The 24,253-nt window shown below is 72.2% G+C and carries 21 protein-coding genes; 2 read left to right on the plus strand and 19 right to left on the minus strand.

All coding sequences use genetic code 11. From position 1 onward, the window contains the following. Window position 1 precedes the first annotated feature (1 nt). A complete protein-coding gene (locus tag ACFSC0_RS16590) occupies window positions 2–643 on the plus strand; it encodes a prepilin peptidase (RefSeq protein WP_377281978.1) in 642 nt (213 codons plus the stop codon). A gap of 32 nt (window positions 644–675) precedes the next feature. Here ACFSC0_RS16590 and gspM read toward each other — a convergent pair whose 3' ends face one another. From gspM to ACFSC0_RS16665, 15 genes are all read right to left on the minus strand, one after another. Then, window positions 676–1,140: a type II secretion system protein GspM gene (gene gspM, locus ACFSC0_RS16595; RefSeq protein ID WP_377281979.1), complete on the minus strand. Its 465-nt coding sequence runs from the start codon at window positions 1,138–1,140 to the stop codon at window positions 676–678. Then, entirely contained in the window at window positions 1,140–2,255 is a 1,116-nt protein-coding gene (gene gspL / locus ACFSC0_RS16600) for a type II secretion system protein GspL (protein ID WP_377281980.1), read from the minus strand. Before gspL ends, gspM begins: the two co-directional genes overlap by 1 nt. After that, complete coding sequence (gspK, locus tag ACFSC0_RS16605) at window positions 2,252–3,217, minus strand: type II secretion system minor pseudopilin GspK (RefSeq protein ID WP_377281981.1); 966 nt, start codon at window positions 3,215–3,217, stop codon at window positions 2,252–2,254. Before gspK ends, gspL begins: the two co-directional genes overlap by 4 nt. Beyond that, window positions 3,214–3,801: a type II secretion system minor pseudopilin GspJ gene (gspJ, locus tag ACFSC0_RS16610; protein WP_377281982.1), complete on the minus strand. Its 588-nt coding sequence runs from the start codon at window positions 3,799–3,801 to the stop codon at window positions 3,214–3,216. Before gspJ ends, gspK begins: the two co-directional genes overlap by 4 nt. Beyond that, window positions 3,798–4,163, minus strand: coding sequence for a type II secretion system minor pseudopilin GspI (gspI, locus tag ACFSC0_RS16615; RefSeq protein WP_377281983.1), 366 nt, complete (start codon window positions 4,161–4,163; stop codon window positions 3,798–3,800). Before gspI ends, gspJ begins: the two co-directional genes overlap by 4 nt. Further along, window positions 4,150–4,617 carry a GspH/FimT family pseudopilin gene (locus tag ACFSC0_RS16620; RefSeq protein ID WP_377281984.1) on the minus strand — a complete coding sequence of 156 codons (468 nt, stop codon included), beginning with the start codon at window positions 4,615–4,617 and terminating at the stop codon, window positions 4,150–4,152. Before ACFSC0_RS16620 ends, gspI begins: the two co-directional genes overlap by 14 nt. After that, window positions 4,592–5,044, minus strand: coding sequence for a type II secretion system major pseudopilin GspG (gene gspG, locus ACFSC0_RS16625; RefSeq protein ID WP_377281985.1), 453 nt, complete (start codon window positions 5,042–5,044; stop codon window positions 4,592–4,594). The genes ACFSC0_RS16620 and gspG overlap by 26 nt, the downstream gene beginning before the upstream one ends. Beyond that, complete coding sequence (gene gspF, locus ACFSC0_RS16630) at window positions 5,041–6,258, minus strand: type II secretion system inner membrane protein GspF (protein WP_377281986.1); 1,218 nt, start codon at window positions 6,256–6,258, stop codon at window positions 5,041–5,043. Before gspF ends, gspG begins: the two co-directional genes overlap by 4 nt. Further along, the gene (gene gspE / locus ACFSC0_RS16635; protein ID WP_377281987.1) at window positions 6,245–7,726 is read right to left on the minus strand and encodes a type II secretion system ATPase GspE; all 1,482 of its coding nucleotides are present in this window, start codon (window positions 7,724–7,726) and stop codon (window positions 6,245–6,247) included. The genes gspF and gspE overlap by 14 nt, the downstream gene beginning before the upstream one ends. Beyond that, on the minus strand, window positions 7,723–9,786 hold the full coding sequence (gene gspD / locus ACFSC0_RS16640) for a type II secretion system secretin GspD (RefSeq protein ID WP_377281988.1): 2,064 nt from the start codon (window positions 9,784–9,786) through the stop codon (window positions 7,723–7,725). Before gspD ends, gspE begins: the two co-directional genes overlap by 4 nt. Next, window positions 9,783–10,583 carry a type II secretion system protein N gene (locus ACFSC0_RS16645; protein ID WP_377281989.1) on the minus strand — a complete coding sequence of 267 codons (801 nt, stop codon included), beginning with the start codon at window positions 10,581–10,583 and terminating at the stop codon, window positions 9,783–9,785. The genes gspD and ACFSC0_RS16645 overlap by 4 nt, the downstream gene beginning before the upstream one ends. A 265-nt stretch (window positions 10,584–10,848) precedes the next feature. Next, window positions 10,849–13,458, minus strand: coding sequence for a TonB-dependent receptor domain-containing protein (locus ACFSC0_RS16650; RefSeq protein WP_377281990.1), 2,610 nt, complete (start codon window positions 13,456–13,458; stop codon window positions 10,849–10,851). A gap of 70 nt (window positions 13,459–13,528) precedes the next feature. Beyond that, entirely contained in the window at window positions 13,529–14,992 is a 1,464-nt protein-coding gene (locus ACFSC0_RS16655) for a hypothetical protein (protein ID WP_377281991.1), read from the minus strand. 466 nt (window positions 14,993–15,458) lie between these two features. Beyond that, entirely contained in the window at window positions 15,459–16,859 is a 1,401-nt protein-coding gene (locus tag ACFSC0_RS16660; protein ID WP_377281992.1) for a phosphoesterase, read from the minus strand. A gap of 212 nt (window positions 16,860–17,071) precedes the next feature. After that, on the minus strand, window positions 17,072–19,288 hold the full coding sequence (locus tag ACFSC0_RS16665; RefSeq protein ID WP_377281993.1) for a TonB-dependent receptor plug domain-containing protein: 2,217 nt from the start codon (window positions 19,286–19,288) through the stop codon (window positions 17,072–17,074). A 95-nt stretch (window positions 19,289–19,383) separates the two neighbouring features. On the opposite strand from ACFSC0_RS16665, the gene ACFSC0_RS16670 reads away from it, so the two are divergent. After that, window positions 19,384–20,475: a phytase gene (locus ACFSC0_RS16670; RefSeq protein ID WP_377281994.1), complete on the plus strand. Its 1,092-nt coding sequence runs from the start codon at window positions 19,384–19,386 to the stop codon at window positions 20,473–20,475. Here the strand turns inward: ACFSC0_RS16670 and ACFSC0_RS16675 are convergent. The 4 genes from ACFSC0_RS16675 to ACFSC0_RS16690 all read right to left on the minus strand — a co-directional run bounded on the left by ACFSC0_RS16675 (window position 20,472) and on the right by ACFSC0_RS16690 (window position 24,160). Further along, the gene (locus tag ACFSC0_RS16675) at window positions 20,472–22,514 is read right to left on the minus strand and encodes a putative bifunctional diguanylate cyclase/phosphodiesterase (RefSeq protein WP_377281995.1); all 2,043 of its coding nucleotides are present in this window, start codon (window positions 22,512–22,514) and stop codon (window positions 20,472–20,474) included. The two genes, ACFSC0_RS16670 and ACFSC0_RS16675, sit on opposite strands and share 4 nt — an antisense overlap. Window positions 22,515–22,712: 198 nt before the next feature. Next, window positions 22,713–22,913 carry a hypothetical protein gene (locus ACFSC0_RS16680; RefSeq protein WP_377281996.1) on the minus strand — a complete coding sequence of 67 codons (201 nt, stop codon included), beginning with the start codon at window positions 22,911–22,913 and terminating at the stop codon, window positions 22,713–22,715. Between the two features lie 147 nt (window positions 22,914–23,060). Further along, window positions 23,061–23,840, minus strand: a complete 780-nt coding sequence (locus ACFSC0_RS16685; RefSeq protein ID WP_377281997.1) for an SDR family oxidoreductase — start codon at window positions 23,838–23,840, stop codon at window positions 23,061–23,063. Then, window positions 23,837–24,160, minus strand: a complete 324-nt coding sequence (locus tag ACFSC0_RS16690) for a nuclear transport factor 2 family protein (RefSeq protein ID WP_377281998.1) — start codon at window positions 24,158–24,160, stop codon at window positions 23,837–23,839. The genes ACFSC0_RS16685 and ACFSC0_RS16690 overlap by 4 nt, the downstream gene beginning before the upstream one ends. Window positions 24,161–24,253 lie beyond the last annotated feature (93 nt).

A 24,253-nucleotide genomic window follows, 5' to 3' on the forward strand; every position in this document is an offset into this window, starting at 1 on the left:
CATGGCCCAGGGCGTCCACCTGGCCGCGAGCGTCGGGCTCGGCTTTCCCATGGGCTATGTGCTGGCCGTGCTGTCGCTGAGGCTGGCGGACGCGGTCCGCGCGCCCTCCCCCGCCCGCGCCCTGGCCTTCATCTTCGGCGGCGCGGGCTGCGCGGCCTGGGCGGCATGCGTCGGCGGCGGGGCCAACGCGCTGCTGGGCGCGCTGCTCGGCTGGCAGTTGCTGCTGCTCGCCTGCCTGGACGCCGAGCACTTCTGGCTGCCGCGCATGCTCACCGTTCCGCTGATCGGCTCGGGGCTGGCGGCGGCCGCCGTCGCCGGGCCGGAGCGGCTGGCCGAGTGCGCCCTGGGCGCGGCGGCCGGCTTCCTCGCCCTGCGGCTGCTGGGCCTGGCCTACCGCCGCCTGCGCGGACACGAAGGGCTCGGCGGCGGCGACGCCTATCTCTTGGCCGGCGGGGGCGCCTGGGTCGGCTGGATCGCCCTGCCCTCCGCGCTCGTCTGGGCGGCCGCGAGCGGCCTCGCCTACGTAGGCCTGCGGGCGCTGGCCGGCCGCCCGGTCGCCGCCAATCAGCACATCCCCTTCGGCGTTTTCCTCAGCCTCGGCGTCTGGCTCGCCTGGCTCTACGGCCCGATCGGGCGGGGGTAACCCTCTCCCGCGGGGGGAGAAGGGGCTGGGTTTCAAGGCCGCGCCAGCGTCGCGTCCAGCCGCAGGCCGCCACCTTCGCCTTTCACGACGGTGAGGTGGCGCGCCGCCAGGCCGTGCTCGCGCTGAAGGCGGCCGAGCCAGGGAAACAGGGCGGTCGCCGAAACCGCGTCCGCAGCGACCCGCAGGCCGCCCTCCGGGTCCGGCTCGGTGCGCGACAGCGGCACGCCGGCCGCCGCGGCGGTGGCGGCGATCGCCTCCTCCGGTGCGACCGACGGCGCGGGCGCGGTCACCCGCCCCTGCAGCGCCTTGATCCGCGCCACCGCACGTCCGACCTCGGCCTGCGTCTGCAGCGCCGCCTCGTGGCGCTCCAGCGCCCGCTCCCGCGCGGCGAGCAGCGGGGCGTAGAGCCCGTACCACAGACCGAAGGCGGCGAGGGCCGCGGCCATCACCCCGAGCAGCGCCTTCTCGCGGCCGCTCCGTTCGTTCCACCAGCGCATTACGGTCGGCTCCCCACGATTACGTCGCTCATCACCCGGCCGCCCTCTTCGCGGCTGGACTCCTCGCGGAAGGCCAGGCCCGCCTTGCGCATGGCCTCGCGCAGCAGCTCCACGTCCGAGTAGTTGGTGTGGCTGATCCCGGCCCTGACCTCGCCCTCCGGCGAGACGATCAGGGTCTCGACCTGGGCGTCCTGGATGGTCTCCACGGCGGCGAACAGCTGGGCCGACGCGGCGATCGGCCCGCCGCCGGCGGCGAGCTCCAGCCCGGTCAGGCGCGCCCGGGCCTGGGCTAGCGGATCGGTGACCGGCTGGTCCTTCGGCAGCACGGCCGCGACCTGCGCCGCGGTCGCCCGCTCGGCCGCATCGGCGGCCCGGTCGTGGCGCCAGGCCTGGGCGCCCAGCACCAGCGCCGGCGCGACGAGGGCCAGCGCCGCCAGCGCCGCCGCCCGCCGCAGGTCGCGGGGCGACAGCCGCTCGGCGCGGGCGGGATCGAACTCGCCCTGCAGCAGGTTGACGGCCGGGGCGGCGAGCGCCTTCGCCCAGAGCTGGCCGAGCGCCGCCGCGTCGTCGATGCGGCGCACCGGCCGGCCCGGCAGCAACACCTCCAGCATGTCCGGCTCGCAGGAAAAGGCGAGGCGCCGTCCCCGAACGGCCAGCCAGCCGCCCACGTCGGCGGCGATGATCTCGTCGTCCTCCGGCTCCGGCAGCAGCAGGTGGTCGGGGATGACGAGGTCGGGCCGCAGGCCGTGCAGCGAGGCCAGGCTCGCCCAGGCCTGCATCCGGCCAGGCTCCACGGCGGCGGCGAGGCGATGGTCGTCGGCCTCGCGGGCGCCGAGCGCCAGGTGGGCGTCGCCGGCCGGCCGGGCGAGGCGATCCTCCAGCAACAGGGCCGCGGCCGCCCGGGCCTGCACGTCGTTGCGGGTCGGCAGGTGCAGCCAGTGGACGGCCACGTCCATGCCCGGCGCGACCAGCACCGTCCGGGCGCCGGCGGGCGCCAGGTTCGGGCCGATCTGCAGCGTCCCGCGCTCCAGGATCCGTCCCTCGGCGTCGATCACCCGGACCGCCGGCGCCGCCTGGTGGTCGGGCGGAATGAATATCAGTCTCCAGGCGCTCATTCTTCCGGTCCCCAGCGGCGCGAGACGAGCCGGACCCGGCCGCCCTGGTCCTCCAGCAGCGCGCTGGCGGTCACCTCGGCGTCCAGGTAGGCGACCTCGGTTTCGAGTTCGAAGAAGCGGGTGCGCACCTCGACCTGGCCTACGGCCTCGTCGCTTGGCGCGGCGTCCTGCAGGGCAGGCTCGTTCCAGAATTCGGACGGCGAGGCCCAGCCGAAGGGCGGTCGCCCCTCGATGATCCGCCGGGCGCCCGCCAGGGGCAGCCGGCCTTCGGTCAGCATGGTGAGCAGCACGGCCTTCTCCGGCGGCAAGGTGTTGACGTTGATGGGCGAGAGCTCCGCCGTCGGCAGGGCGCAGACGTAGGGCCGAAGCCTCTCGTAGATCGCCGGCTCGAAGCCGCGGACGGCGCGCAGTTCGCTCGGCTCGGCGAGCAGGGTGGCGGCGGTGAGCCAGCCGCCGTCCACGTAGGCCTCGTCCTCGGCCCCGCCGCTCTCGCGCAGGACGTCGGTGTCGATCCAGTCGACCAGGGCCGCGGCCAGCCGCTCGCCGTCGGGCGCGCCGAGCGCCTGGGTCAGGGCGATGAACTGGCGCACGCCGGCGTCGCGGCGCTCCAGCACCTCGCCGGCCCCCTGGACGACGCTGTTGAGGTTGAAGCAGGCGGCGCCGTCGGTGACGCGCGCCTGGATGGTCCCGCCCTCGATGGGGAAGCGTAGGACGCGGCCGTGCCAGCCGCCCTGGAGCGTCGTGCGCCCGCCGCCGGCCGCGCTCAGCCGGGCGATCTGGGCCTTGGCCAGGGTCTCGGCTCCGATGGCGTACCAGCGCGCCTGGCCCACCGCCTCGGCGTTGGCGGTGCGGCGCAGGGAGAAGCGGATGTCGTCCAGCAGCGCCACCGCCAGCGTCGCCATCACCGCCACCAGCAGCAGCACGGTGAGCAGCGCCACGCCCTCTTCGCCCGCGCGCCTCACCAGCCCTCTCCGGTGACGAGGAAGAGCTGGTCGATCTGGCCCATGTCCTTGAGCCGCAGCTGCAGCCGAAGGGCCTGGGGCGGCGGCCGGTGGGCGCCGCCGGGTATCGCCTCGACCCACTCGCCGCCCGCCGCGAAGCTGACCTGCGCGGTCTCGACGCCGGTCAGCAGCACCTGGGCCGGGCCCGGCTCGGCGCCGTCCAGCGCGGGGCGGGCGCGCCGCTCCAGCCGGTCCTCGACCAGGCGGTATTCGACGTACTGCAGCGAGGCGCGCCGGTCGGCGTCGGGGTTGTCCCAGCCGGCCCGCACCAGGCCGAGCAGCAGGCCCGGCGGCGCGCTCGCCCCGCCGGCGAAGGTCCAGGTCGCGGCCTGGCCGTCCGGCCCGCGGGTGCGCCGGGCGGCGGCCTGGGAGAGGTCGGCCTTCAGCAGCGCCCGGGCGCGCTGGAACTCGGCGAGCCGTTCGGTGTGCGCGCGCACGACCTCCTGGTTGTCCACCGAGACGCTCATCACGGCGACGCCGGCCGCGGCGACGAGGCCGAAGATCAGCAGCGCCACCATCATCTCGACGAGGGTGAAGCCCTTCATTGCGGGCCCCGGAATACGGTGACCTCGGCGGCCGTGCGCCGGGCGTCCGGCGCCTGCACCAGCACGTCGATGCGCAGGATCTGCGGGTCGGCGGTGCGGCTGACCAGGCGCAGCCAGCGCCACTCGCGGTCCGCCAGCCGGTCGGCGCCGCCGGCGCGGCCGACCGCCGGCGACGCCGGCGCGATGAGCGCCTCGACCGCCCTGTTCTCCGCGACGACGGCGGCCAGGGTGCGGGTCTCCATGGCTGCGGCCGTGCGGGTGTTCTCGCCCGCGAGATTCAGCAGCGCGACCGCCGAGATGCTGAGCACTGCGAGCGCCACCAGGATCTCGATGAGAGTGAAGCCCTGCTCAGCCGGCCGCATCGATCCGCACCTGGCCCTGGCCGCCGACGGTGACGCGCACGGACCGCTCGCGCCACTGCAGCCGGATCTCCGCGGGCTCGGCCGCGCCGGTGGTGTCGAAGCGGACGGCGCTGCGGCCGTCGGCGGTGCGGACCTGCACGCTCACGCCTTCCCCCCAGGCGCGCGGGGCGAAGGTGCGGTCTTCCAGGACGGTCCATGCCCCGCGCCGCTGCACGCGGAACCGGTAGCCGGCCTCGTCCATGGCCACCTCGACGGGCCGGTTGGTGAGGATCGCCTCCTCCTGGGCGCGGCGCAGGCGTGCGGCCAGGGCGTCCGCCTCGTCGCCGAGGCGGGCCCCGCTGTCGGGCAGGTTCATCACGACGACGCCGGCGAGCAGGCCGAGGATGGCCACGGCGGCGAGCATCTCGACGAGGGTGAAGCCGGCCTCGTCAGCTCCAGTTGCCGATGTCCGCATCGTCCCCCTCGCCGCCCTTCTTGCCGTCGGCGCCGAACGAGTAGACGTCGAAGCGCCCGTACTCGCCCGGGTAGGCGTACTGGTAGGGATTGCCCCACGGATCCTTCGGCAGCCGGCGCACGTACCCGCCCTCGCGGTAGCGGTCGGGACGGGCGAGCCCGGCCGGCGGCGCGGTGAGCGCGGCCAGCCCCTGGGCGCTGGTCGGGAAGGTCAGGTTCTCCAGCCGGTAGGTCTCGATCGCCTGCTCCAGGACGGCGACGTCGGCGCGGGCCTTCTCGCGCATCGCCCGGTCCTGGCTCGGCAGGACGTTGATCATCACCACGGTGGCCAGCAGGCCGATGATGACGACCACCACCATGACCTCGACGAGGGTGAAGCCGGCTTCGGCGTGCGGGCGCCGCTCAGGGCGCAGGGCAAGGTCGGTCATCGGAACGCCAGTGTGTTGATCTGCAGGATGGGAAGGAGGATCGAGAGGACGATCAGGGTCACCACCGCGCCCATCACGATGATGATCGCCGGCTCCAGCAGGCTGAGGGCCGTGGCCGTGAAGGCGTTCACCTCCCGCTCCAGGTAGTCGGCGGCCCGGGCCAGCATGGGCTCGACCCGGCCGCTGCTCTCGCCGCTGGCGGCCATGTAGACCAAGAGCGGCGGGAAGACCTCGACGCGCCGCATCGCGGCCGACAGGCTGCCGCCCTCGCGGATGGTGGTGGCCATCTCCTCGGTGGCGCGGCGCAGCACGCTGTTTGTGATGGTCGGGCCGGTGAGCATCAGGCCCTCGAGCACCGGCAGGCCGCCGGCGATCATGGTGGCGAGCGTTCGGGCCAGCCGCGCCGCGTGCAGGTCGCGGATCAGCCGACCGACCAGCGGCGCCTTGAGGATCGCGCCGTCCACCTTGAGCCGGAATCCCGGCCGGCGGAGCGCCCAGGCGAACCCGGCCCCGGCCGCGATCAGCACCAGCCCGATGAGCCAGCCCCAGTCTCTAAGGCCGGTGGAGATGAAGATGATCGCCCGGGTGAGCCAGGGCAGCTGCTGGCCCATGGAGTCGAACTGGTCGACCACCTTGGGCACCACGAAGGTCAGCAGGGCGGCGATCACCGCCAGGGCCGTCACCGTCAGGGCGGCCGGGTAGATCAGCGCGGTCGCCAGCCGGCTGCGCGCCTGCTCGTCGGTCTCCAAGAGGTCGGCCAGCCGCTCGAGGATGGCCGGCAGCGTGCCGGAGCTCTCGCCCGCGGCCACCATGGCCCGGTAGAGCGGCGGGAAGGCCGCGCCCTGCCGGCGCATGGCCTCTGAGAGGCGGTAGCCCTCCAGAACGCCCGCGTGGACGCCGGTCAGCGCGCGGCGCAGCACCGGCCGCTCGGCCTGCAGCGAGAGCGTCCGAAGGGCCTCCTCGAGGGGCGCGACGGATACCAGAGTGGCGAGCTGGCGGGTGAACAGGGCCAGCTGCTTGACGCTCAGGTGCTCGGGGAACAGCCGCCGGGCCGGCGCACTCGCCTGCGCCCCCTCGGCGGCCGGCGACAGGCGCACGGGCACCAGCCGCCTGGCGTGCAGCTTCTGGCGCGCCGCCCGCTCGGTGGCCGCAGCGACGACGCCGCTGCGGGTCCGCCCGCCGCCGTCGAGGGCGACATATTCAAACGCCGACATGGTCCGGCGCTTCCTGGCGGGTGACGCGGATCGCCTCCTCGACCGTGGTGATCCCCTCGGCCACGTAGCGGCGGGCCGCTTCCGACAGCCGCCCGCCCTGCTCGAAGGCGGCGGCGGCGATGGCATCCTCGTCGGCGTTCTCGCCGATCAGGCGGCGGATACGGTCGTCGATGCGCACGGCCTCGTAGACCCCGATGCGGCCGACGTAGCCGGTGTGGCTGCAGCTCGCGCAGCCGCCGGCGCGGTGGAGGACGTGGCCGCACGGCACGCCCACCAGCCGGGCGGTGCTCGCATCGGCGGGCTGCGGCCGCCGGCAACTGGGGCAGAGCCGCCGGACCAGCCGCTGGGCGAGGATCACCCGGACCGTCGAGGCCAGCAGGAAGGGCTCGACGCCCATGTCGCGCAGGCGGGTGATCGCCCCGGCCGCATCGTTGGTGTGCACGGTGGAGAGGACGAGGTGGCCCGTGAGGCTGGCCTGGACGGCGATCTGGGCCGTCTCCACATCGCGGATCTCGCCGACCATCACCACGTCCGGGTCCTGGCGCAGGATGGCGCGCAGGCCGGCGGCGAAGGTCATGCCGACCTTGGGGTTCACCTGGGTCTGGCCGATGCCGGCGATGGCGTATTCGACCGGATCCTCGATGGTCAGGATGTTGCGGCTGGTGTCGTTCAGCAGCGACAGGCCGGCGTAGAGGGTGGTGGTCTTGCCCGAGCCGGTGGGGCCGGTGACCAGTACGATGCCGTTGGGCTCCGAGAGCGCGCCGCGGAACAGCTGCAGCACGTCGGGCGCCATCCCGAGCTGCTCAAGCCTGAGGCCCGCCTGGGCCTGGTCGAGGATCCGCATCACCACCCGCTCGCCGGCCCGCGCCGGCAGCGTGGAGACCCGCACGTCCAGGGCCCGGCCACCGAGCGAGAGCGATATCCGCCCGTCCTGCGGCAGCCGCTTCTCGGCGATGTCGAGCCGGGCCATCACCTTCACGCGCGAGACCAACAGGGGCGCCAGCCGCTGCGACAGGCTCAGCACCTCGCGCATGACGCCGTCGACGCGCAGCCGCACGACGAGGGCCTGCTCGAAGGGCTCGATGTGCACGTCCGAGGCGCCGACGCGCACCGCCTCGGCGATCAGGCCGTTGATCAGCCGGATGATGGGCGCGTCGTCCTGCGTCTCCAGCAGGTCGGCGGCCACGGGGATGTCCTCGACGAGGCCTTCGAGGCCGCCGGACATGTCGAAGTCGTCGCCGGGGCCGGACAGGCCCTCGCCGGCGTAGGCCTCCGACAGCCGGCGCTCGAACTCGGCGCGGCTGAGATGCTGCACCTGGATCGGCGCGCCCAGCGCCCGGCGGGCCTCGATCAGCGCCGCGGGATCGGCCCCTTCGCGCAGGCCGACGCGAGCGACGCCGTCGAAGTCCAGCAGGACGACTCCGCAGGTCTTGGCGAAGGGGTAGGCGAGGACGGCCGGCGTGCTCATTGCGGCGCCTGGGCTGGCGGCGGCGGGGCCGGCGCGGGCGGCAGGGCGTTCGGCGGCGTCGCGCCCATGTAGTGGCGGACCAGGGCCTCCAGGTCGCTCTGGGCCCGCGGGTCGCGGCGCGGCTGACGGTCGCTGATGTAGCCGAACCTGGGGCCCGTCAGGGCGCGGGCCTCGGCGGCGTCGCGCACGATGGTCGGCCGGATGAAGACCATCAGGTTGGTCTTGGTCTTCTGCTTGTTGGTGCCGCGGAACAGGTGGCCCAGCACCGGCACGTCCCCGAGCAGCGGCGTGCGCTCCACCGAGACGCGCTCGTTCTGGTCCAAGAGGCCGCCGAGCACGACGATCTCGCCGTCGTCGACGTTCACCGTGGTGGTGATCTCGCGCTTGTTGAGGATCAGCTCCTCGAAGTTGGCGCTGACCGGGCCGGCCACCGAGGAGACCTCCTGGCGCAGGAACAGGGTGACCGTGCCGCCGGCGTTGATCTGCGGCTTCACCTCGAGGGCCACGCCCACGTTCTGGCGCTGGATGGTGCGGAACGGATTGCTGTTGTCGTCGCCCAGCACCTCGCCGGTGGTGATGGGCACCTCCTGGCCGGCCAGCAGCGTGGCCTCCTGGTTGTCCAGGGTCATGATCGAGGGGGTGGAGAGCAGGTTCGAGGCCGTGTCGCTCTTCACCGCATTGATGATCAGGCCGAAGAGGGCGTCGTCGTTGATGTTGCCGGCGCCGCCGGTGACGATCCCGTTGGCGGCCAGGATGGAGGAGACGGCCGCGTTGCGCAGCACCTCCAGCGTCGGCGAATTCTCCGGCAGGTTCTTCTCCGCCGCCGCCGCGCCGAGGATGGCGGGAAGGTTGGGCGCGGTATTGGAGTAGTTGGTCGCGGCGAAGGGGATGTTGGAGCCGTTGATGCCGGCGATGGCGAACTGGACGCCCAGCCGCTTGGCCGCCTCGTCGGACACCTCCACGACGATGGCCTCCACCAGCACCTGCTGGCGGCGCACGTCGAGCTGGCGGACCACCTCGGCCAGCATCCGCTGGGTCTCGGGGTCGGCGGCGATGATGATGGCGTTGGCGCCGGGATAGCGGGCGATGTTGGCGCGGCCGCCGCCGGAGCTGGCGATCGCCGGGACCGCGGCGGCGGGGGCGGTCGGCGCGGCCCCCTCCCCTTCGCGGCCGCCGGTGGCGACCGCGGGCGTCGGCGTGGTCACCGCCTGGCCGACCAGCTGCTGAAGCACCGGCACGAGCTGCTCGGCGTTGGCGTGCTGGAGCTGGACGACCCGCACGTCGCCGGCGCTCTCGGCCCGGCGGTCGAGGTCGGCGATGACGCCGAGCAGCGGGCGCACCACCTCCGGCTCGCCCTTGAGGATGATGGAGTTGCTGCTGTCGACCACGACGATGGAGACCAGGCCGTTGGGCGCGCGCGGGTCCGCGCCGGGGCCAGCCAGCAGCTCGTTCAGAACGCTGGCGATCTCGCGGGCCGAACTGGAGCGCAGGGTGACGGTCTCGGTGGTCCCGCGGTCCTGGTCCACCTGGGCCAGCAGGCTGCGGACCCGGCGCAGGTTGTCGGCGTAGTCGGCGACGACCAGCAGGTTGCCGCGCTGGCTGGGCATCACTGCGCCCTGCGGGCTGACCAGCGGGCGCAGGGTCTCGGCGGCGGACTTGGCGTCGAGGGCGCGCAGGCGGAACACCTGGGTGGAGAAGCCGGCCGCCGAGCCCGCCGCCTGGGCCGCCCCCGCCTGGCCGGCGCCGGCCGCGGGCTCGATGCGGTAGGTGCGGTTGCCGGACGGCACGGCCACCAGGCCGTTGGCCCGCAGCGTCGAGAGCATCACCTCGAACAGCTCGGTCTGCGACAGCGGCTCCTGGCTGGAGACGGTGACGCGGCCCTGCACGCGGGGGTCGACGACGAAGGTCAGGCCCGTGGCGCGCGCCACGTCCTGGATGAACACCCGGATGTCGGCGTCCTGCAGATTGAGGACCTGGCCCTGCTGCGCCAGGGCGGCGGGCCCCGGGCTCGCCAGGCACAGGGCGCTGGCGAACAGGGCGATTTTGGCGAGGCGCTTCAACGGGGCTCCATGCGAACGCGTTTGGTCATCACCTGGCCGGCGCGCTCGAAGCGCAGCTCGACCTCGGGGTTGCTGGCGAGGGTCTGCGGCAGCTCGGCGACCCGCTCGGGGGTCAGACCGACGCCGTCGACCGCCAGCAGAACATCGCCCCGCTGCAGGCCGGCGGCCTGGAGGGCCGGGCTCGCCGCGGGGGCCATCACCTGGTAGCCGTTGGGCTGGCCGTCCTGCAGGCGCGGCAGCAGCGAGGTCTCGGCGAGCAAGCGCTTGGGATCGACCGCGCCCTCAGGGGCGACGGCCGGGGCGAGGGCAGGAACGTATGGCGGGGGCGCTGCGCCGCCGGCCAGGACGGGGAAGCCGAGCTTCTGCTTCGCCCCGCCCCGGCTGAGGATCACGTGGTCGGCGCCGACGCCGGCCAGCACCAGGCCCGGCGCGACCTCGTCGCCGACCTCGTAGATCTGTTGGGCGCCGCCGCCGATGGCGAGGATGGCCGATCCGCGGCCGCCCGAGCGCACGCCGTAGAGCACCGGGCCGGAGGGCGCCTCGCCGCCGGCGGAGGCCTGCACCGCGCTCTCGTCGCCGCGGCGGAAGAAGGGATCGAAGCGCTCGAGGATCGTGAGGTCCACCGGCGCGGGCGGCCGCACCGCGACGGGCGCGGTCGCAGCCGGCGACAGCGGCGTGACAGCGGCCCAGGTCAGGTGCGCCGCCTCCGCCGCGATCGCCGCGACCAGCACCACCTCCAACCCGCGCAGCAGCCGCTTCGGCGGCACGCCCCGGAAACCGTCAAGCCTGAGGTTCAACCTCGATCCCCCTCACCGCCGTCTCGGCGGGCGCGGGACTTTTGGCGGACCCGGCTGACGCTCCCGTGACGCTTGGATGAAACAAACGTGACAGTGGGTGGGGTTGTCGCCCTCGTAGCGAGCTCCTCCCCCGTAGCGGAGCGTGCGGGGGAGGTGGATCGACGCGCAGCGTCGAGACGGAGGGGGCGCGGGCGCGCTGAGCGCCCCCTCCACCGCCTTCGGCGGTCCCCCTCCCCCGCAGTCTGCGCTGCGGGGGAGGATTCAATCAGAACCGCGTCGAGAGGCTGACGCTGAGGCTGGTGCCGAGTTCGTAGCCGTTGAGGATGATCTCGTCGCCGCCCAGTTCCTGGGACTCGATGAACTCCTCGCCGAGCAGGTTGCGGGCCTCGACGCCGAAGGTGAACTCCCGGCCCCAGTTCTCGAACCGGTGGCGGAAGGTGAAGTCGAGCATCACGCCCGGATCCTGCACGAAGTCCGGCGCGCCGGCCTGGCCGCGGGCGGTGATCCGCTCCGAGGCGTAGTTCAGCAGGAAGGTGGCCTGGGTCATCTCGTCCAGGCTCTCGAAGCCGAACTGCAGGTTGGCCAGGTGTTCGGACTGCCCCTGCAGGCGGCTGCCGTCGGTCACGAAGGTGGTCGCCGGCGCGGGCCGGCCGGCCTCGGTGCGCGGGAAGACCACGTCGCCCTCGTCGGCCCGCACCTCGCTCTTGGTGTAGGTGTAGTTGGCGGCGATCAGCCAGCGCTTGTCGTCGATCCAGCTGACCCCGAACGAGGGCTCGAAGTACTTCTTGAACTCGCCCTCGACGCCGTAGAGCACGGCCCGCGGAGCGTTCAGGAAGCTCTGCTGCAGGCCCGAGCCGGACTCGTTGACCACGGATTCAATGGGCCGGTCGATGTCCTTGTAGAAGGCGCCGAGCGTCGCAAACTGCCCACGGTCGAAGTAGCGCTCGTAACGCAGGTCGAGGTTCAGCAGCTCGGAATCCAGCAGGAACGGGTTGCCGATGAAGGTCCGGTCCGACTCCGGGTCCAGGTAGAGCTGCGGCGCCTGCTCGCGGAACTGCGGGCGGGCGATGGTCTTGGAGGCGCCGAAGCGCAGCTGCTGGTCCTCGGCGAAGTTCCAGGTGATGGTGCCGGCCGGCAGGACGTAGTCGTTCTCCAGCTTGCGGCCTTCGAGCGGCACGCCGGTGTCGAACAGGTCGACGGCCTGGACGGTCTGCTCGCCCTCCTCGTAGCGGACGCCGAGCGTCAGCCGCACGGCGGGCAGCACCTCGCCCTCGAACTGGGCGTAGGCGGCGCGGGTGGTGAGCCCCGCCTCGTAGGCGGCGGCGCCCTCCGAGCCCGTCACCTCGCGCAGGATCAGGCCGTTCGGGCCGATGTTGTAGTCCGAGTAGAGGTAGTCGACGCGCTGCATCTGGAACGACAGCGGCGGCGTCGTCGTGGTGGTGAAGCGGAACACGCGCTGGTCCGAGAACCGGTCGGTGTCCATCCAGGCCAGGCCCGCCGACAGCGTGGTGTCGGTGAACCAGGGGTTCTCCCAGCGGTAGCGGAAGTCGACCGCGGCGCTGGCGGCTGTGTCCTCCAGCTCGCCGAAGCGGATGAAGTTGGCGTCGGACTGCGGGTTGTGCAGGTAGTTGCCGTCCACCAGCCGGTAGCGCACCTGCCGCTCGTACGGCGCGTCGCGCTCGGTGCGGGCGTAGGAGCCGCGCCAGTCGATCTCCAGGTCGCCGAACTCGTGCTCGCCGGTCAGCTGGGTGTCGAACAGCTCGCGCTGGTACCAGGCGGTGTGGTCGTCGCGGATGAAGTTGGACGCCCGGGCGCTCTCGCCCTCGACCGAGCGGGTCTCCTTGGTGACGTTGCGGACGTAGAAGTTGGTCCACTGGATGGCGTGGTTGTCCATCTCCAGCGCCCCGCTCACCAGGGCGTTGATGACGATGTCGTTCTGGGTCGAGAAGGACGTGAGGTCCTCCTGCACCGACAGCCCGTCGAGGCTGACGACGCCTTCCTGCTGGGTCGCCCGGCGGGTCGACCAGCTGGAGTCGAAGCCGCCGACGGCGACGAAGCCCAGCGTGCCCCAATCCAGCGCCCAGGACCGGCCGCCGGAGATGTCGAAGCTGCCGTTGAACGGCACGTCGCCCAGGTTCTGCAGGACGTTGATGTTGGCGTTCTGGAAGCTCTGGCCGATGACCTGCAGCTCGGCGTCGCTGAAGTTGGTGGAGTCGATCCGCCGGCCGGTCTCGATCGCCGCGCGGACGGCCGACGGCAGCTTGCGCGTGCCGTCGTCGACGCCCAGCCAGTCCAGGTCGCCGCCGTAGTAGGTCAGGCCCCGCTTCAGGGTGGTCTCGAAGTTGGCGCCGATGCTGGCGCCCACCGTCAGGAACGGCTCGTCGGGGACGGCCAGGGTGCGCAGGTCGATCAGGCCGCCGCCGAACTCGCCCGGGTAGTTGACCGAGTAGGTCTTCTGGACATTGACGCTGGCCAGCACGTTGCTGGGGAACAGGTCGAGCGGCACGACGCGCTGCAGCGGCTCGGGGCTGGGCAGCGGCGAGCCGTTGAGCATCGCCGAGGAGTAGCGCTCGCCCAGGCCCCGGACATAGACGAACTTGCCGCTGACGACGCTGAGGCCGGCCAGGCGCGTCAGGGCCAGGGCGGCCGTGTCGTCGCCCTGGCGCTGCAGGTCCTCGGCCGTGGCGACGCTGGTCACCTCGGAGGTCTCCCGCATCACCTCGGGGATGTAGCGGCCGCGGACGACGAGCTCTTCGACCTCGCCCTCCGCCGGAGGCGCGGCCTGGCCGCTGGCCTGGGCGTGCACGAGGCCGGGCGCCAGGAGCGCGCTCGTGCAGAGCAGCAGCCCCAGGAGGGGGCGGGTGGAGTGGGTCATGTGAGGAGGCCCCTGAGAGTCGTCGAGATCGAGTAGGAGGCGGGGCCCGCGAGGGGCCCCGCCCGCGGGATCAGCAGCTGGCGCCGCCGGGCAGGCCGCAGGTCCAGCCCTGCCACCAGGTGTCGTTCGCGTCCCGGACGGCGCCGATGTAGCTCACGTTCTGGAAGAAGGGATCGACGCTGGAGGCGTTGAACACCGGCCGCCCGTTCTCATTGGCGCCGTTCACGAACCCGCTGAGCGAGGAGGTGAAGGTCGCCGCGTTGTTGGTGCCGGCGTTGAACAGGGCGGCCTCATCGTCGGCGTCGGTGTTGAAGGACACCGGGCAGGAGAAGACCACCGAGTCCCAGCGCGGGGCGTTGGCGAAGGTGGAGGTGTCGTCCACATCCAGGCAGGCCGCGCCGGCCCGGGTCGAAACGTGGATGCCGTTCATGAACCGGCCGCCGTGGCCGGTGTTCAGCACCTGCACGTCGCCGCCGCCCACGCGCGGCGTGCCGATGGCGGTGTAGTTGGCGATCTTCGGCGCGGTGTGGAGCGCCGCGCTGCCGGCCGAGCTCATCTCGAACGCCCGGTCGCCGCCGTTCGCCCGCTGCTGGATGATCAGGAACTGGATGGCGCCGCGGTAGCCGTTGTCGGTGTCCAGGCTGTCGTCGTCGTTGCCGGTCAGGACGATGTGGCGCAGGTTCACCGTGCCGCCGAACATCTCCATGCCGTCGTCCGAGCTGTTGTGGACCTGGACGTGGTCGACGACGGTGCCCGAGCCGACGCCGTTGAAGCTGATGCCGTTCAGCTCGCGGTTCGGCTGCACCTCGAAGCCCGGATACTTGACCTGCACGTAGCGGAGCCGGCCCGAAGAGTCGTTCGGGGTGTTGCCGCCGTAGAGCGAGACGCCGCCCTCGAAGGTCGCCACGCAGTTGATGCTGGGCGGGGTCGCGCCGGCCGGGCAGGCGTTGATCGGGGCGCGGCCGTTCAGGACGATGCCGCCCCACTGGCCGATGGTGTCGACGCCGTCCGTGCCTTCGATGTCGGTGCGGCTGGTGAAGACGATCGGGTTGGTCGGCGTGCCTTCGGCGATCAGCTGCGAGCCGCGCTGGACGTTGATGTAGTCGAGGCCGGCGCTGCCGAAGATCCGCACGCCGGGCTCGATGGTGAGCGTGCCCGACTGAGTGTTCGGCAGCGGGTTGGCCGGGTCGGCGCCGCGGTCCTGGCCGACGTCGGTGCGGCCGCTGATGGCGTAGACAGTGCCCTGGCGGGCCGGGACCAGCAGGTTGCCGAGGATGGTCTGCGGCAGCTGGCAGGCGCGCAGCGTGCCGCCCGCGACCGTGCCGAGGTTGGTGAAGCCGGCCGGGCAGTCCGCCGCGGCCCCGCCGCCGGTCCCGCCGCCGCCGCCGCCCGTGCCGCCGCCCCCGCCGCCGCCGGAGAAGCCGCCTTCGCCCGGCGAGGCGATGCTGTCGCCGCCGCCGCCGCCGCAGCCGGCCAGCGCCAGGGCGCTAAGGCCCGAAATCAGTAGGGTCTTCAGCTTCGGAACCCCGGTCATCGTGCTTCTCCACCGTGTCATCTGACGGTGCACGCGATGGCGATTTCGAAGCCCTCTCGGCCCCAGCCCGCCCGCCTGCCCGGCGCCCTTCTAGGCAGGCGTCGTGACAGCGACGCGAAGGGTTCGTGACAGGTTTGTTGCTAAGCTTGCCACCTCGGCGGGGCTGCAGCCGGACGACCTGAGGGGTTGTCGAGGCCAGTTCGCTCCCAATCGCGCCACTACCTCCCCCGCGCAGCGGCGGAGGGGGACCAGTCGCCGAGCGCAGCGAAGAGCGACTGGTGGAGGGGGCGGGCCGCCTGTGGGGCGGCGCGAACTGCACGAACGATCTCTCAGGACGAGGCGGCGGGCAGGCGGAGCGCATAGCTCGCCCCCTCCCCCCCCCCCGCTCTTCAGCCGGCGTGCGCCGGCTTCGGCGGGCGGTCCCCCTCCCGCCGCTGCGCGGGGGAGGTAGGGCCGCCGGCGGCGCCTATCGAACGTCCAGGAAGATGGGGTTGGCGTAGAACCAGAGGTCGGACCAGGGGTCTTCGCCGGGCGGGTCGGGCGTAGGCTCGAGTTCGGCGCCGTTCGTGCCGCGGATGCGCAGATAGCTGTCCTCGGCCACGCCCTTCAGGACGAAGCTCATGGCGAGCATCTCGCCGTCCCGGCGCCAGTCCGCCGGGCCGAAGCGGCGGACCACCTGGGCGGTCGGGTTGGAATCGGCGGCGCGGTCGGCGACGGGGCCCTGCACCTTGCCGACGATGAGGTCCACGCGGGCGACCTCCGGCGTGCGGCCCGCGGGGTTGGCGCCGGCCGGGTCCTTCAGGCGAATGGTCACCCGCACGTCGCGGCCGCGGCTGATCGCCAGCGTCTCGCCGATCTGCGCCCGCGACCCGCCGGCCTCGGCGGTTACGTCGAGTTCGGAGATCAGGTCGCCGGTGGTGACGAACACCCGGCCGCTGCGCAGGCCGTCGAGGATGTCGTCGTGGCTGCGGGCCGCCCAGACGTAGGTTTTGGCGTACTCGCCGGGCCAGAAGTCGGAGCCGCCCTCGGTGTAATGGCGGTGGGAGTCCGAGGTGGCGGTGATCCACCAGCGGCGCCCCTCCCCCAGCATGGAATCCCAGAAGCCGCCGACCCGGGCGGTCATCTGGTCGAAGCCGCCCATGGTCGGCGCGTTGCGGTAGCTGCCGCGGGCGCCCTCCGGATCGGGAGTCCCGTCGGGCTTGAGGCCGCCGGCCTGGTGCCCGGGCGCGCCTTCCATCCCGATGGCCACCTGCGGCGCCGTGTCGTTCCAGTCGCGCAGCTCCCGCGGCGTGGTGAGGCCATAGACCCCGACGCCCTTGGCCGAGCGGGAGGGATGGTTGGCGATCACCACCGGCGGGGCGGGCATGTCCTTCATGTGCCGCAGGGCCTCGAGCATCCTGGGCTCGGTGTCCCAGGCGGGATCGGCCGGATGGGGCTCGCGCTTGGCGAAGCGCGACTCCACCTCGCGCAGCCGCTCGCGCTCGTCGTGGGTGTGCGGGACGATGAGGCTGCTGTGGTCGGCGCCCGGGGTGTCGAACTCCATGCCATAGAACTGGATCACCTCGGGCACCGCCCGGCGCGCTTCCAACAGCTCCGGATAGGCCTGTTCGTAGGCCAGCTTGGAGTGGTTGGGGCCGCCGTGGTCGGTGGACACCATCCAGGCCAGGCCGTGCTTGCGGGCCATCTCGGCGTTGCGCTGGATCCCGTATGGCGAGTCCCCGCCGAGGATCGGCCTGGGCGGCCCGCCGGCCGGGTCCGGCTCCCAGTCGGCGCTGAAGCGGCTGTGGATGTGGTGGTCGCCGGCCAGCCAGCTGCGCGGGCCGGCCGGCTCCGCCGCTCCCGGGGCCTCCGGCGCGTGCAGATGCAACGCGCCGGGCCCGTGCGCCTGGGCCGCCGAGGCGAACGCCAGGGCGCAGGCGCCGATCAGTACGCTGCTGCGCCCCCTCCACCGGCTTCGCCGGTCCCCCTCCCCCGCAAGCGGAGGAGGAGAATGACGCTCCAGCTCCTCCCCCGCCGCGGAGACGGCGGGGGAGGTGGATCGACGCGAAGCGGCGAGACGGAGGGGGCGCGTGATCGGCACTAGAAGGCCGCCCGCAGAGTCACTTGATAGAGCACGCCCGACCGCTCGGCCTCGCGCTCGCTCTCGTCGACATCGCGGGACAGCCGGGCGGCGATGATCTCGTCCACGGAGTCGCCGTCGAAGGTGCGGAAGGTCTCGCGCTTTTCCTTGTCCAGCAGGTTGATGGCCGCCAGGCGCAGCACGTACCGCTCGCCGAACCGCTTCTCGACGAAGGCCTCGAGGTCGGGGTCGTAGTCCACCGTCGACTCCTCATCGAGGGCGTAGGCGTAACCCGTGTCCCGGTCGTAGAGGCTGGCGCCGAAGCTGGCGTTCCAGGTCGGCACGGTGTGGACGAAGCCCACATTGTAGACGTGGCTCGGCTGGTTGGTGAACGGCCGGTCCTGGCCGGTGAAGGGGTCCTTCACCTCGCTCTCCAGCCAGGTGTAGTTGAAGAAGACCCCGGTGTTCGGCAGGCCCACGAAATCCAGCGGCGTCGAGAAGTCCACCTCCACGCCCCACACCTCGCCGGAGCCGATGTTGCGCGGCTCGTAGACCCGGCCGAGGCCGCTGGAGGAGACCTCGGAGGTCCCGACCAGGTCGATCAGGTCCGAGACGTCGCGGAAGAAGAGGTTGACGCCGATCACGCCCCGGGCGCCGAGCCGCCGCTCGTAGCCGGCGTCGAGCCCCCAGGCGGTTTCGTTCTCCAGGCGCGGATTGCCCCGCAGGTCGTCCTCGTCCGCCGGCTCCTCTTCGGCCACATAGGGCGCGATCAGGCTGTAGTCCGGCCGGCGCACGGTCCGCGCGGCCGAGAGCCGGAACTGGTCGTTGGCGGTCGGCCGCCAGGTCAGGTGCAGCGACGGGTTCAGTTCCTCGGAGTCCTGCGAGACGGCGCCCAGGTCGCTGCTGACCTCGCGCTCGGTGGTCTCCAGGCGCAGGCCGGCGTCGATGGTCAGGGTCTCGGCCGGCTCGAAGGTCAGCCGCACGAACGGGTCGATCCGGCGTTCCTCGATCCGGAACACCGCGCCGGGTTCCGGGTCCGGATCGCCGATCGCCCCGTCGTCGATGTCGAACTCGACCTCGGCCCCGTCGCGGGTCTTCTTCAGGTAGTCGACGCCGACCTTCAGCTGCGCCCAGCCGAGCGGGGCGGTGTAGGCCGCGCCGGCGCCCCACTCGTCGTCCTCGATGTCCAGCTTCACGAACTCGTCGAGCTCCCGGTCGGAGAAGTCGGCCGCCTCGCCCACATGGGTCGTGCTGCTGCTGTCCTCACGGTAGCCCGACCAGCCGAGGTCGATCTCCAGCTCGCCGGGCCCGACCTCGAACTTGCCGTCGCCCTCGATGGAGAAGGTCTGTTGCGAGATGCGCTCGGCCTGGACCTCGAAGTCCTGGAAGCCGACGCGGCCCGGGCCGTCGTAGGTCAGCGAGGTCTCGTCCTCGTCGCGGTCGGTGTCCACGTAGAGGCCCGAAAGGCGCACGCGGCCGCCGTCCCAGCGGTGGGTGACCTCGCCATTGGCGGCGATGTCGACGCCGTCGCGGGTGTCGTCCTGGAACTCCATGTTGTCGAGGGCGCCGAAGTCGTCCTCGTAGCGCCAGGAGACCTTCTTCTTCGGGTTGCGGCGGCCCTGGTAGTTGAGCGCGGCCCAGTAGCTGGTGTCGCCCGCGGTCCCGGCGTAGGCGACGGCGCCCGAGGGCCGGACCTCGCCGTCCTCGTTGATCAGGGCGCCGGCCTTGACGAAACCGCCGGTCAGGGTCGCCCCCTCCTTCAGCACGACGTTCAGCGCTCCGGCCATGCCGTCGCTCGGCTGGTCGGCGCGCGGCGAGCGGATGATCTCGATCCGCTCGACCAGCTCGGCCGGGATGCGGTCGACGAAGAAGCTGCGGTCGGCCTCCCCGCCCGGCGCGCGGCGGCCGTTGATCAGCACCTGGGTGTAGCCCGGCGGCAGGCCGCGCATGGAGACGCCGTCGAACTCCAGGACGTCCGAGGTGAAGGTCACGCCCGGAACCCGCTTCAGCATCTCGCCCACCGAGACCGGCTCGAAGCGCTGGAAGTAGTCGAGATCGTAGGACAGCACCGGATTGACGTCCGCCGTCCTGTCACGGAAGGCGATCTCGCCGGTGACGATCAGTTCGGAGACTTCGGTCGGCGCGACCGTGTCCACCGGCTCCTGGGCCGCCGCGGCGGAGGCGAGCGCCAGCGGCGCGACGGCGGCGCCGAGCGCCAGCCTCGACAACTTCGTCATTGCAGTGATCCCCTCGACAAGCGGGGCGCTTGACCAGTCCCCGCACCCCATGTTCTTCGGGGCGGGCCAATAATCTTGCGAAGGACTCGAAGCCAGTGACGTTTTCTATTCGGAATTGTTTCAGTTTTGCGTCAGTCCTGGCTAGCTCAGTACTGTTGAGTTCCTGCGCAAGCTTCGAGTCCGACGCGCCGAAGATGACGGTGGGCGCGGGAACGCCCGTGCCGGTGAGCGGCGAGACCGAGCCGGTCGGCACCCTGGGCGACGACGCCGCCGACGATCCGGAGATCTGGGCCGATCCGGCCGATCCTTCCCGCGCGGTGATCCTGGGCACCGACAAGAAGGCCGGCCTCTACGTCTACGGCCTGGACGGCAAGGTCCGGCAGTTCCTGCCCGAGGGCCAGCTCAACAACGTCGACCTGCGCGACGGCTTCGAGGTGGACGGGCGGCGGATGGTGCTGGCGGGGGCGAGCGACCGCGGGCGGATGGGCATGACCCTCTTCCTGCTCGATCCGGCCACCCTGGAGGTCCGCACCTGGGGCCACGCGCCGACCGCGGTCAGCGAGCCTTACGGCTTCTGCCTCGGCCGCCGGGGGGACGCCTTCATCGCCGTGATGGTCGGCAAGGACGGGGACGTGAAGCAGTACCGCATCGCCTCGGCGGCGGGCCAGCCGCAGGTGACCGAGGAGCGCAGCTTCCGCCTGTCCTCGCAGCCCGAGGGCTGCGTCGTCGACGATGCGACGGGCGCCCTCTACGTCGGCGAGGAGGCCAAGGGGATCTGGCTCTACGCCCTGGATCCGGCCGCGCCCGCGGAGCCGCGCCTCATCGCCGCCGCGCCCAGCGAGCAGCTGAAGCCGGACGTGGAGGGCCTGGCGCTGATGAAGGACGCCGCCGGGACCTGGCTGATCGCCTCCAGCCAGGGCGACAGCGCCTTCGCCGTCTGGAAGGTGGACGGTCCCGAGCCGGTCTACCGCGGGCGCTTCTCGGCGGTCGCCGCGAACGGGGTGGACAACGTCACCGGCACCGACGGCCTGGCGGCCCACGCGGGGCCCATCGGCGCCTACCCCGAGGGCCTGCTGGTCATCCAGGACGACCTCGACACCGACGGCGAGGCGCTCACCGCACCCCAACGGCGGCAGAACTTCAAGCTGGTGGACTGGCGCGAGGTGCGCCGGGCGCTGGGGCTCTAGGCCGAACGAGCCTCGGCCGCGGGCGCCTCCTGCGGGTGCGCCAGGGGGAGCGCGGCGGGGTAGCCAAGCAGGAAGCCCTGCACCTCGTCGCAGCCCTCGCGCTTCAGCACCTGCAGCTGGTGCTCGGTCTCGATCCCCTCCGCCAGGACGGGGATGGCCAGGCTCTTGCCCAGCGCCAGCACGGCCCGGACGATGGCGACCGCCTGCGGGCTGTGCTCCAGCTCGGAGACGAACAGGCGGTCGAGCTTGATCTTGTCGAACGGGAAGGCGCGCAGCGTCTCCAGCGACGAGTAGCCGGTGCCGAAGTCGTCGAGGGCGACGCCGACCCCCAGAGCCTTGATCTGCCGCAGCACGTGCAGCGACTGCTCGCGGTTGGCGATGATGGCCGTCTCGGTGAGCTCGATCTCGAGCCGCCGCGGCGGAAGGCCGGTGTCGAGCATGATCTGATGGAACAGGCGCGGCAGCTCGGGGTGCGACAGCTGCACCGGCGAGACGTTCACCGCCACCTTCGACTGGTGGTCCCACTCCACCGCATCGGCGCAGGCGCGGCGCAGAACCCATTCGCCGAGCGCCAGGATCAGGCCGTTCTCTTCCGCCAGCGGGATGAAGGCGGCGGGCGAGATCGGTCCCCGCTTCGGATGCGTCCAGCGGACCAGGGCCTCGTAGCCGGTCACCTCGCCGGTCGTGACGGAAGTCTGCACCTGATAGTGCAGCCCGAGCGCGCCGGTCTCGATGGCGACCCGCAGGTCGTTGGCCATTTCGCGCCGCTCGCGGATCGCCTCGTCCAGCGGCGCATCGTAGAAGCAGGGCGCCAGCGAGCCCGCGCTCTTGGCGCGGTACATGGCCAGATCCGCGTTGTTGGTCAGCGACTCCGCATCGGCCGCATCGTCGGGATAGATGGCGACGCCGATGCTGGCGCCCACGCGCGCTTCGAACGAGTTCAGCGACAGCGGCGCCTCGAGCACGGCCTGAAGCCGCTGGACGAGATCGGTCAGCTGGGCCCGCTCCTGGAATCGGAGGGTGGCGACGAACTCGTCCCCGCCCAGCCGGGCGACCGTCCCGTCCCGGGCCATCTCGCCGCGCATGCGCTGGGCGAGCGCGACCAGCACGTCATCGCCGGCCTTGTGCCCATGGACGTCGTTGATCTCCTTGAACCGGTTCAGGTCGATGGCGATGAGTGCGAGCTGGGCCCGGCCGGCGCCGGCGAGGGCGAGCTGGCGGGCCAGCTCCTCCTGGAACCCGACCCGGTTCGGCAGACCGGTCAGGGCGTCGTTCATGGCCATGTGATGCAGCCGCTGCATCGCGTCCGAGCGGGTGGAGCGGTCGATGAAGGCCGCCGCCGCTCCGGCGGCGATGACCACTAGGCCGACCAGCGCCGTGGCCAGCGCCAGCGCCTGCCCCTGCCCGGCCTCCAGCGCGGTGTCGCTCAGCCGCAGCGGGGTGATGCGCAGCGCCGTCATGGCGATGAAGTGCAACGTCGCGATCGAGGTCACCAGCAGCCCGGTGCCGGCGGCCACGCGATAGCGGCCGAACCTCTCGTGCCCCAGGGCCGCCAGAGCGGCGCCGGCGAAGACGACGGCGCAAAGCACCGCGGCGACCACGTAGCCCGCCCGCCACTCGACCAGCCCGTCGACCCGATAGGCGGCCATGCCGGTGAAGTGCATCCCCGAGATCGCCAGGCCGACGAGGGCGCCGCCCATGGCGCGGCTGGTCAGGCTCCGCCACCTGGCCGCCACCGCGAAGCCGACGCCCGTCCCGGCGATGGCCACGATGAGGGAGATGATGGTCAGCACCGGGTCGAGCTTCACGGGCGCGCCGGCCCGATAGGCGAGCATCGCGACGAAGTGGGTGCACCAGATGGTCGCGCCCGCGCCGACCGCCGTCAGGAACAGCCAGCCCGCGCGTTGCGCGCCGTGCGTGGCCTGGGCCCGGCCGAACATCTGGACGATGGCGAAAGCGCCGGCGCAGCAGACGAACACCGCCAGGGCCACGAGCCATGGATCGTGTTCGCGCCCAATACAAATCGCGACGTCGATCATGATCGTAAGCCCGCTGGTTACCCGAATCCCCAGCGGAACTGCGCACCATCACCTTAAATTGCGGTGAAGCTTCTGCCCGAAGGCGCAGTCAAACCCGACCAAAATACGCGCCGGACGCGAAAATCTCCGCCGCTATACTATCGCGGGGCGAGAAAACCGCGCCGCACCGCAGGGCGGCTGCGGCTGGAGCGGCTGGCGTCAGTCCTCCTGCGCCTCGTCGTCGTCCACGTCGGCCAGCATCTCCTTGGCCCGCCGCTCAACCTCCTCGCGCAGGGCGCGCCAGTACTCGTCGCCGGCGTCGTCCGGCAGGGCGAGCGCGATCACGTCCAGCGCATCGTCCACCATCTCCTCGAGTTGCTCGGTGGTCAGCTCGATGGTCTCTTGGCTGAAGTCGGTCATCGGCGGGGCTCTCCTGGTCCTGAACTCAAACGGATGTAGCCGTCGCCGGCTCCGCCTGGGGCGTGGCGCAATCGCCACTTCGCCCGCGGATGTGCACACGATTCCTCGTCCCCACGTGAAGCGGCAGGTTCAGCTCCCGCCCCCGGGTCACACCGTGGGCACGGTTCCGCCGTCGATGACGTACTCGGCGCCGGTGATCGAAGCGGCGCGGTCGGAGGCGAGGAAGGCGATCAGACCGGCGACTTCGTCCGGTGTCGACGGCCGTCCGATCGGGATCCCGCCCAGAGAGTCCATGATCATCCGCCGTCCCTCTTCGACGCCGGCGCCGGCCTCGGCCCCGAGGCGCGCGGCGAGCCCTACCGAGGCTTCCGTGTCGATCCAGCCCGGAGAGACCCGCACCACGCGGACGCCCTTGGGCGAAACCTCCTTCGAGAGGCTCTTGCTGTAGGTGGAGAGGGCCGCCTTCGCGGCCGCGTAGGCGGTCGTGGCTTGCGGCAACGGGAGCTCGCGCTGGATGGAGGTCACGTGGATCACCGCGCCGCCGCCCTGGCGCGCCATCGCGGGTACGAGCTCGCGGTCGAGCCGCACGGCGGGCATGAGGTTGAGGTCCAACTCTCTCGACCAGTCGAGGTCGCTCAAGGCGGCGAAACCGCCGGCGGGCGCGGACGAGCCGCCGAGCATGTGAACGACCACGTCGACCCCGCCCAGCCGCTCTCGCACGGCGGCGGCGAGAGCGGCGCAGCCGTCGGGGGTCGTCAGGTCGGCCGCCACGAACATCGCCTCGGGGAGCGTGTCCGGCCGGGTGCGCGCCGTCGTGAGGACCTGCGCGCCCAGGTCCCGAAACAGGGCGACGGTGGCCGCGCCGGCGCCGCGCGTGCCCGAAGTGACCAGCGCCCGCTTCCCCTGCAGCGTAAGGAAGGCGGTCACGCGCCGATCTCCAGGCCGGCGATCTGGCCGCCCTCGAGCCGAAAGGCGAACGTCATGATGGTCGGGCTGCCTGGGAACTGTCCGGTCACCCTGGCGCGGACCTCCGCAAGGTCGCCCTCCCCGCCCGCCCGGACCGGCTCGATGACGTGCTGGTACTTCGCTTTCGCCTCGCGCCACCAGGCGCCGATCGCCTGGCGGCCGACGTAGGACCGGCCCTCGTCGCTGACGGCCGCGTGCGGCGCGAACGTCTGGATCAACGCTTCGACGTCGCCTCTGCGGTCGGCTTCGAAATAGGCCTGGATCGATGGATTGAGGTGCATCGCTCTGCTCCGCTGGGGTGGTCTCGTCCGCTCCATCTGGGCGTGGACACCCGTCCCGATAAGCAGGACAAAACGGGATGAGGAATTGTGGAG

It is taken from the genome of Phenylobacterium terrae, from assembly GCF_042681205.1.
GTDB classification, from domain to species: Bacteria; Pseudomonadota; Alphaproteobacteria; order Caulobacterales; family Caulobacteraceae; genus Phenylobacterium; species Phenylobacterium terrae.

Excerpts from the sequence above, each read along its gene's own strand:
- ACFSC0_RS16620 (WP_377281984.1), bottom strand. The coding sequence starts at position 4,617 with ATGCGGACATCGGCAACTGGAGCTGACGAGGCCGGCTTCACCCTCGTC.
- gspI (WP_377281983.1), bottom strand. The coding sequence starts at position 4,163 with ATGCGGCCGGCTGAGCAGGGCTTCACTCTCATCGAGATCCTGGTGGCG.
- ACFSC0_RS16650 (WP_377281990.1), bottom strand. The coding sequence starts at position 13,458 with ATGACCCACTCCACCCGCCCCCTCCTGGGGCTGCTGCTCTGCACGAGC.
- ACFSC0_RS16665 (WP_377281993.1), bottom strand. The coding sequence starts at position 19,288 with ATGACGAAGTTGTCGAGGCTGGCGCTCGGCGCCGCCGTCGCGCCGCTG.
- gspE (WP_377281987.1), bottom strand. The coding sequence starts at position 7,726 with ATGAGCACGCCGGCCGTCCTCGCCTACCCCTTCGCCAAGACCTGCGGA.
- ACFSC0_RS16690 (WP_377281998.1), bottom strand. The coding sequence starts at position 24,160 with ATGCACCTCAATCCATCGATCCAGGCCTATTTCGAAGCCGACCGCAGA.
- ACFSC0_RS16675 (WP_377281995.1), bottom strand. The coding sequence starts at position 22,514 with ATGATCGACGTCGCGATTTGTATTGGGCGCGAACACGATCCATGGCTC.
- ACFSC0_RS16590 (WP_377281978.1), top strand. The coding sequence starts at position 2 with ATGGCCCAGGGCGTCCACCTGGCCGCGAGCGTCGGGCTCGGCTTTCCC.
- gspL (WP_377281980.1), bottom strand. The coding sequence starts at position 2,255 with ATGAGCGCCTGGAGACTGATATTCATTCCGCCCGACCACCAGGCGGCG.
- ACFSC0_RS16655 (WP_377281991.1), bottom strand. The coding sequence starts at position 14,992 with ATGACCGGGGTTCCGAAGCTGAAGACCCTACTGATTTCGGGCCTTAGC.
- ACFSC0_RS16680 (WP_377281996.1), bottom strand. The coding sequence starts at position 22,913 with ATGACCGACTTCAGCCAAGAGACCATCGAGCTGACCACCGAGCAACTC.
- gspM (WP_377281979.1), bottom strand. The coding sequence starts at position 1,140 with ATGCGCTGGTGGAACGAACGGAGCGGCCGCGAGAAGGCGCTGCTCGGG.
- gspF (WP_377281986.1), bottom strand. The coding sequence starts at position 6,258 with ATGTCGGCGTTTGAATATGTCGCCCTCGACGGCGGCGGGCGGACCCGC.
- gspG (WP_377281985.1), bottom strand. The coding sequence starts at position 5,044 with ATGACCGACCTTGCCCTGCGCCCTGAGCGGCGCCCGCACGCCGAAGCC.
- gspJ (WP_377281982.1), bottom strand. The coding sequence starts at position 3,801 with ATGAAGGGCTTCACCCTCGTCGAGATGATGGTGGCGCTGCTGATCTTC.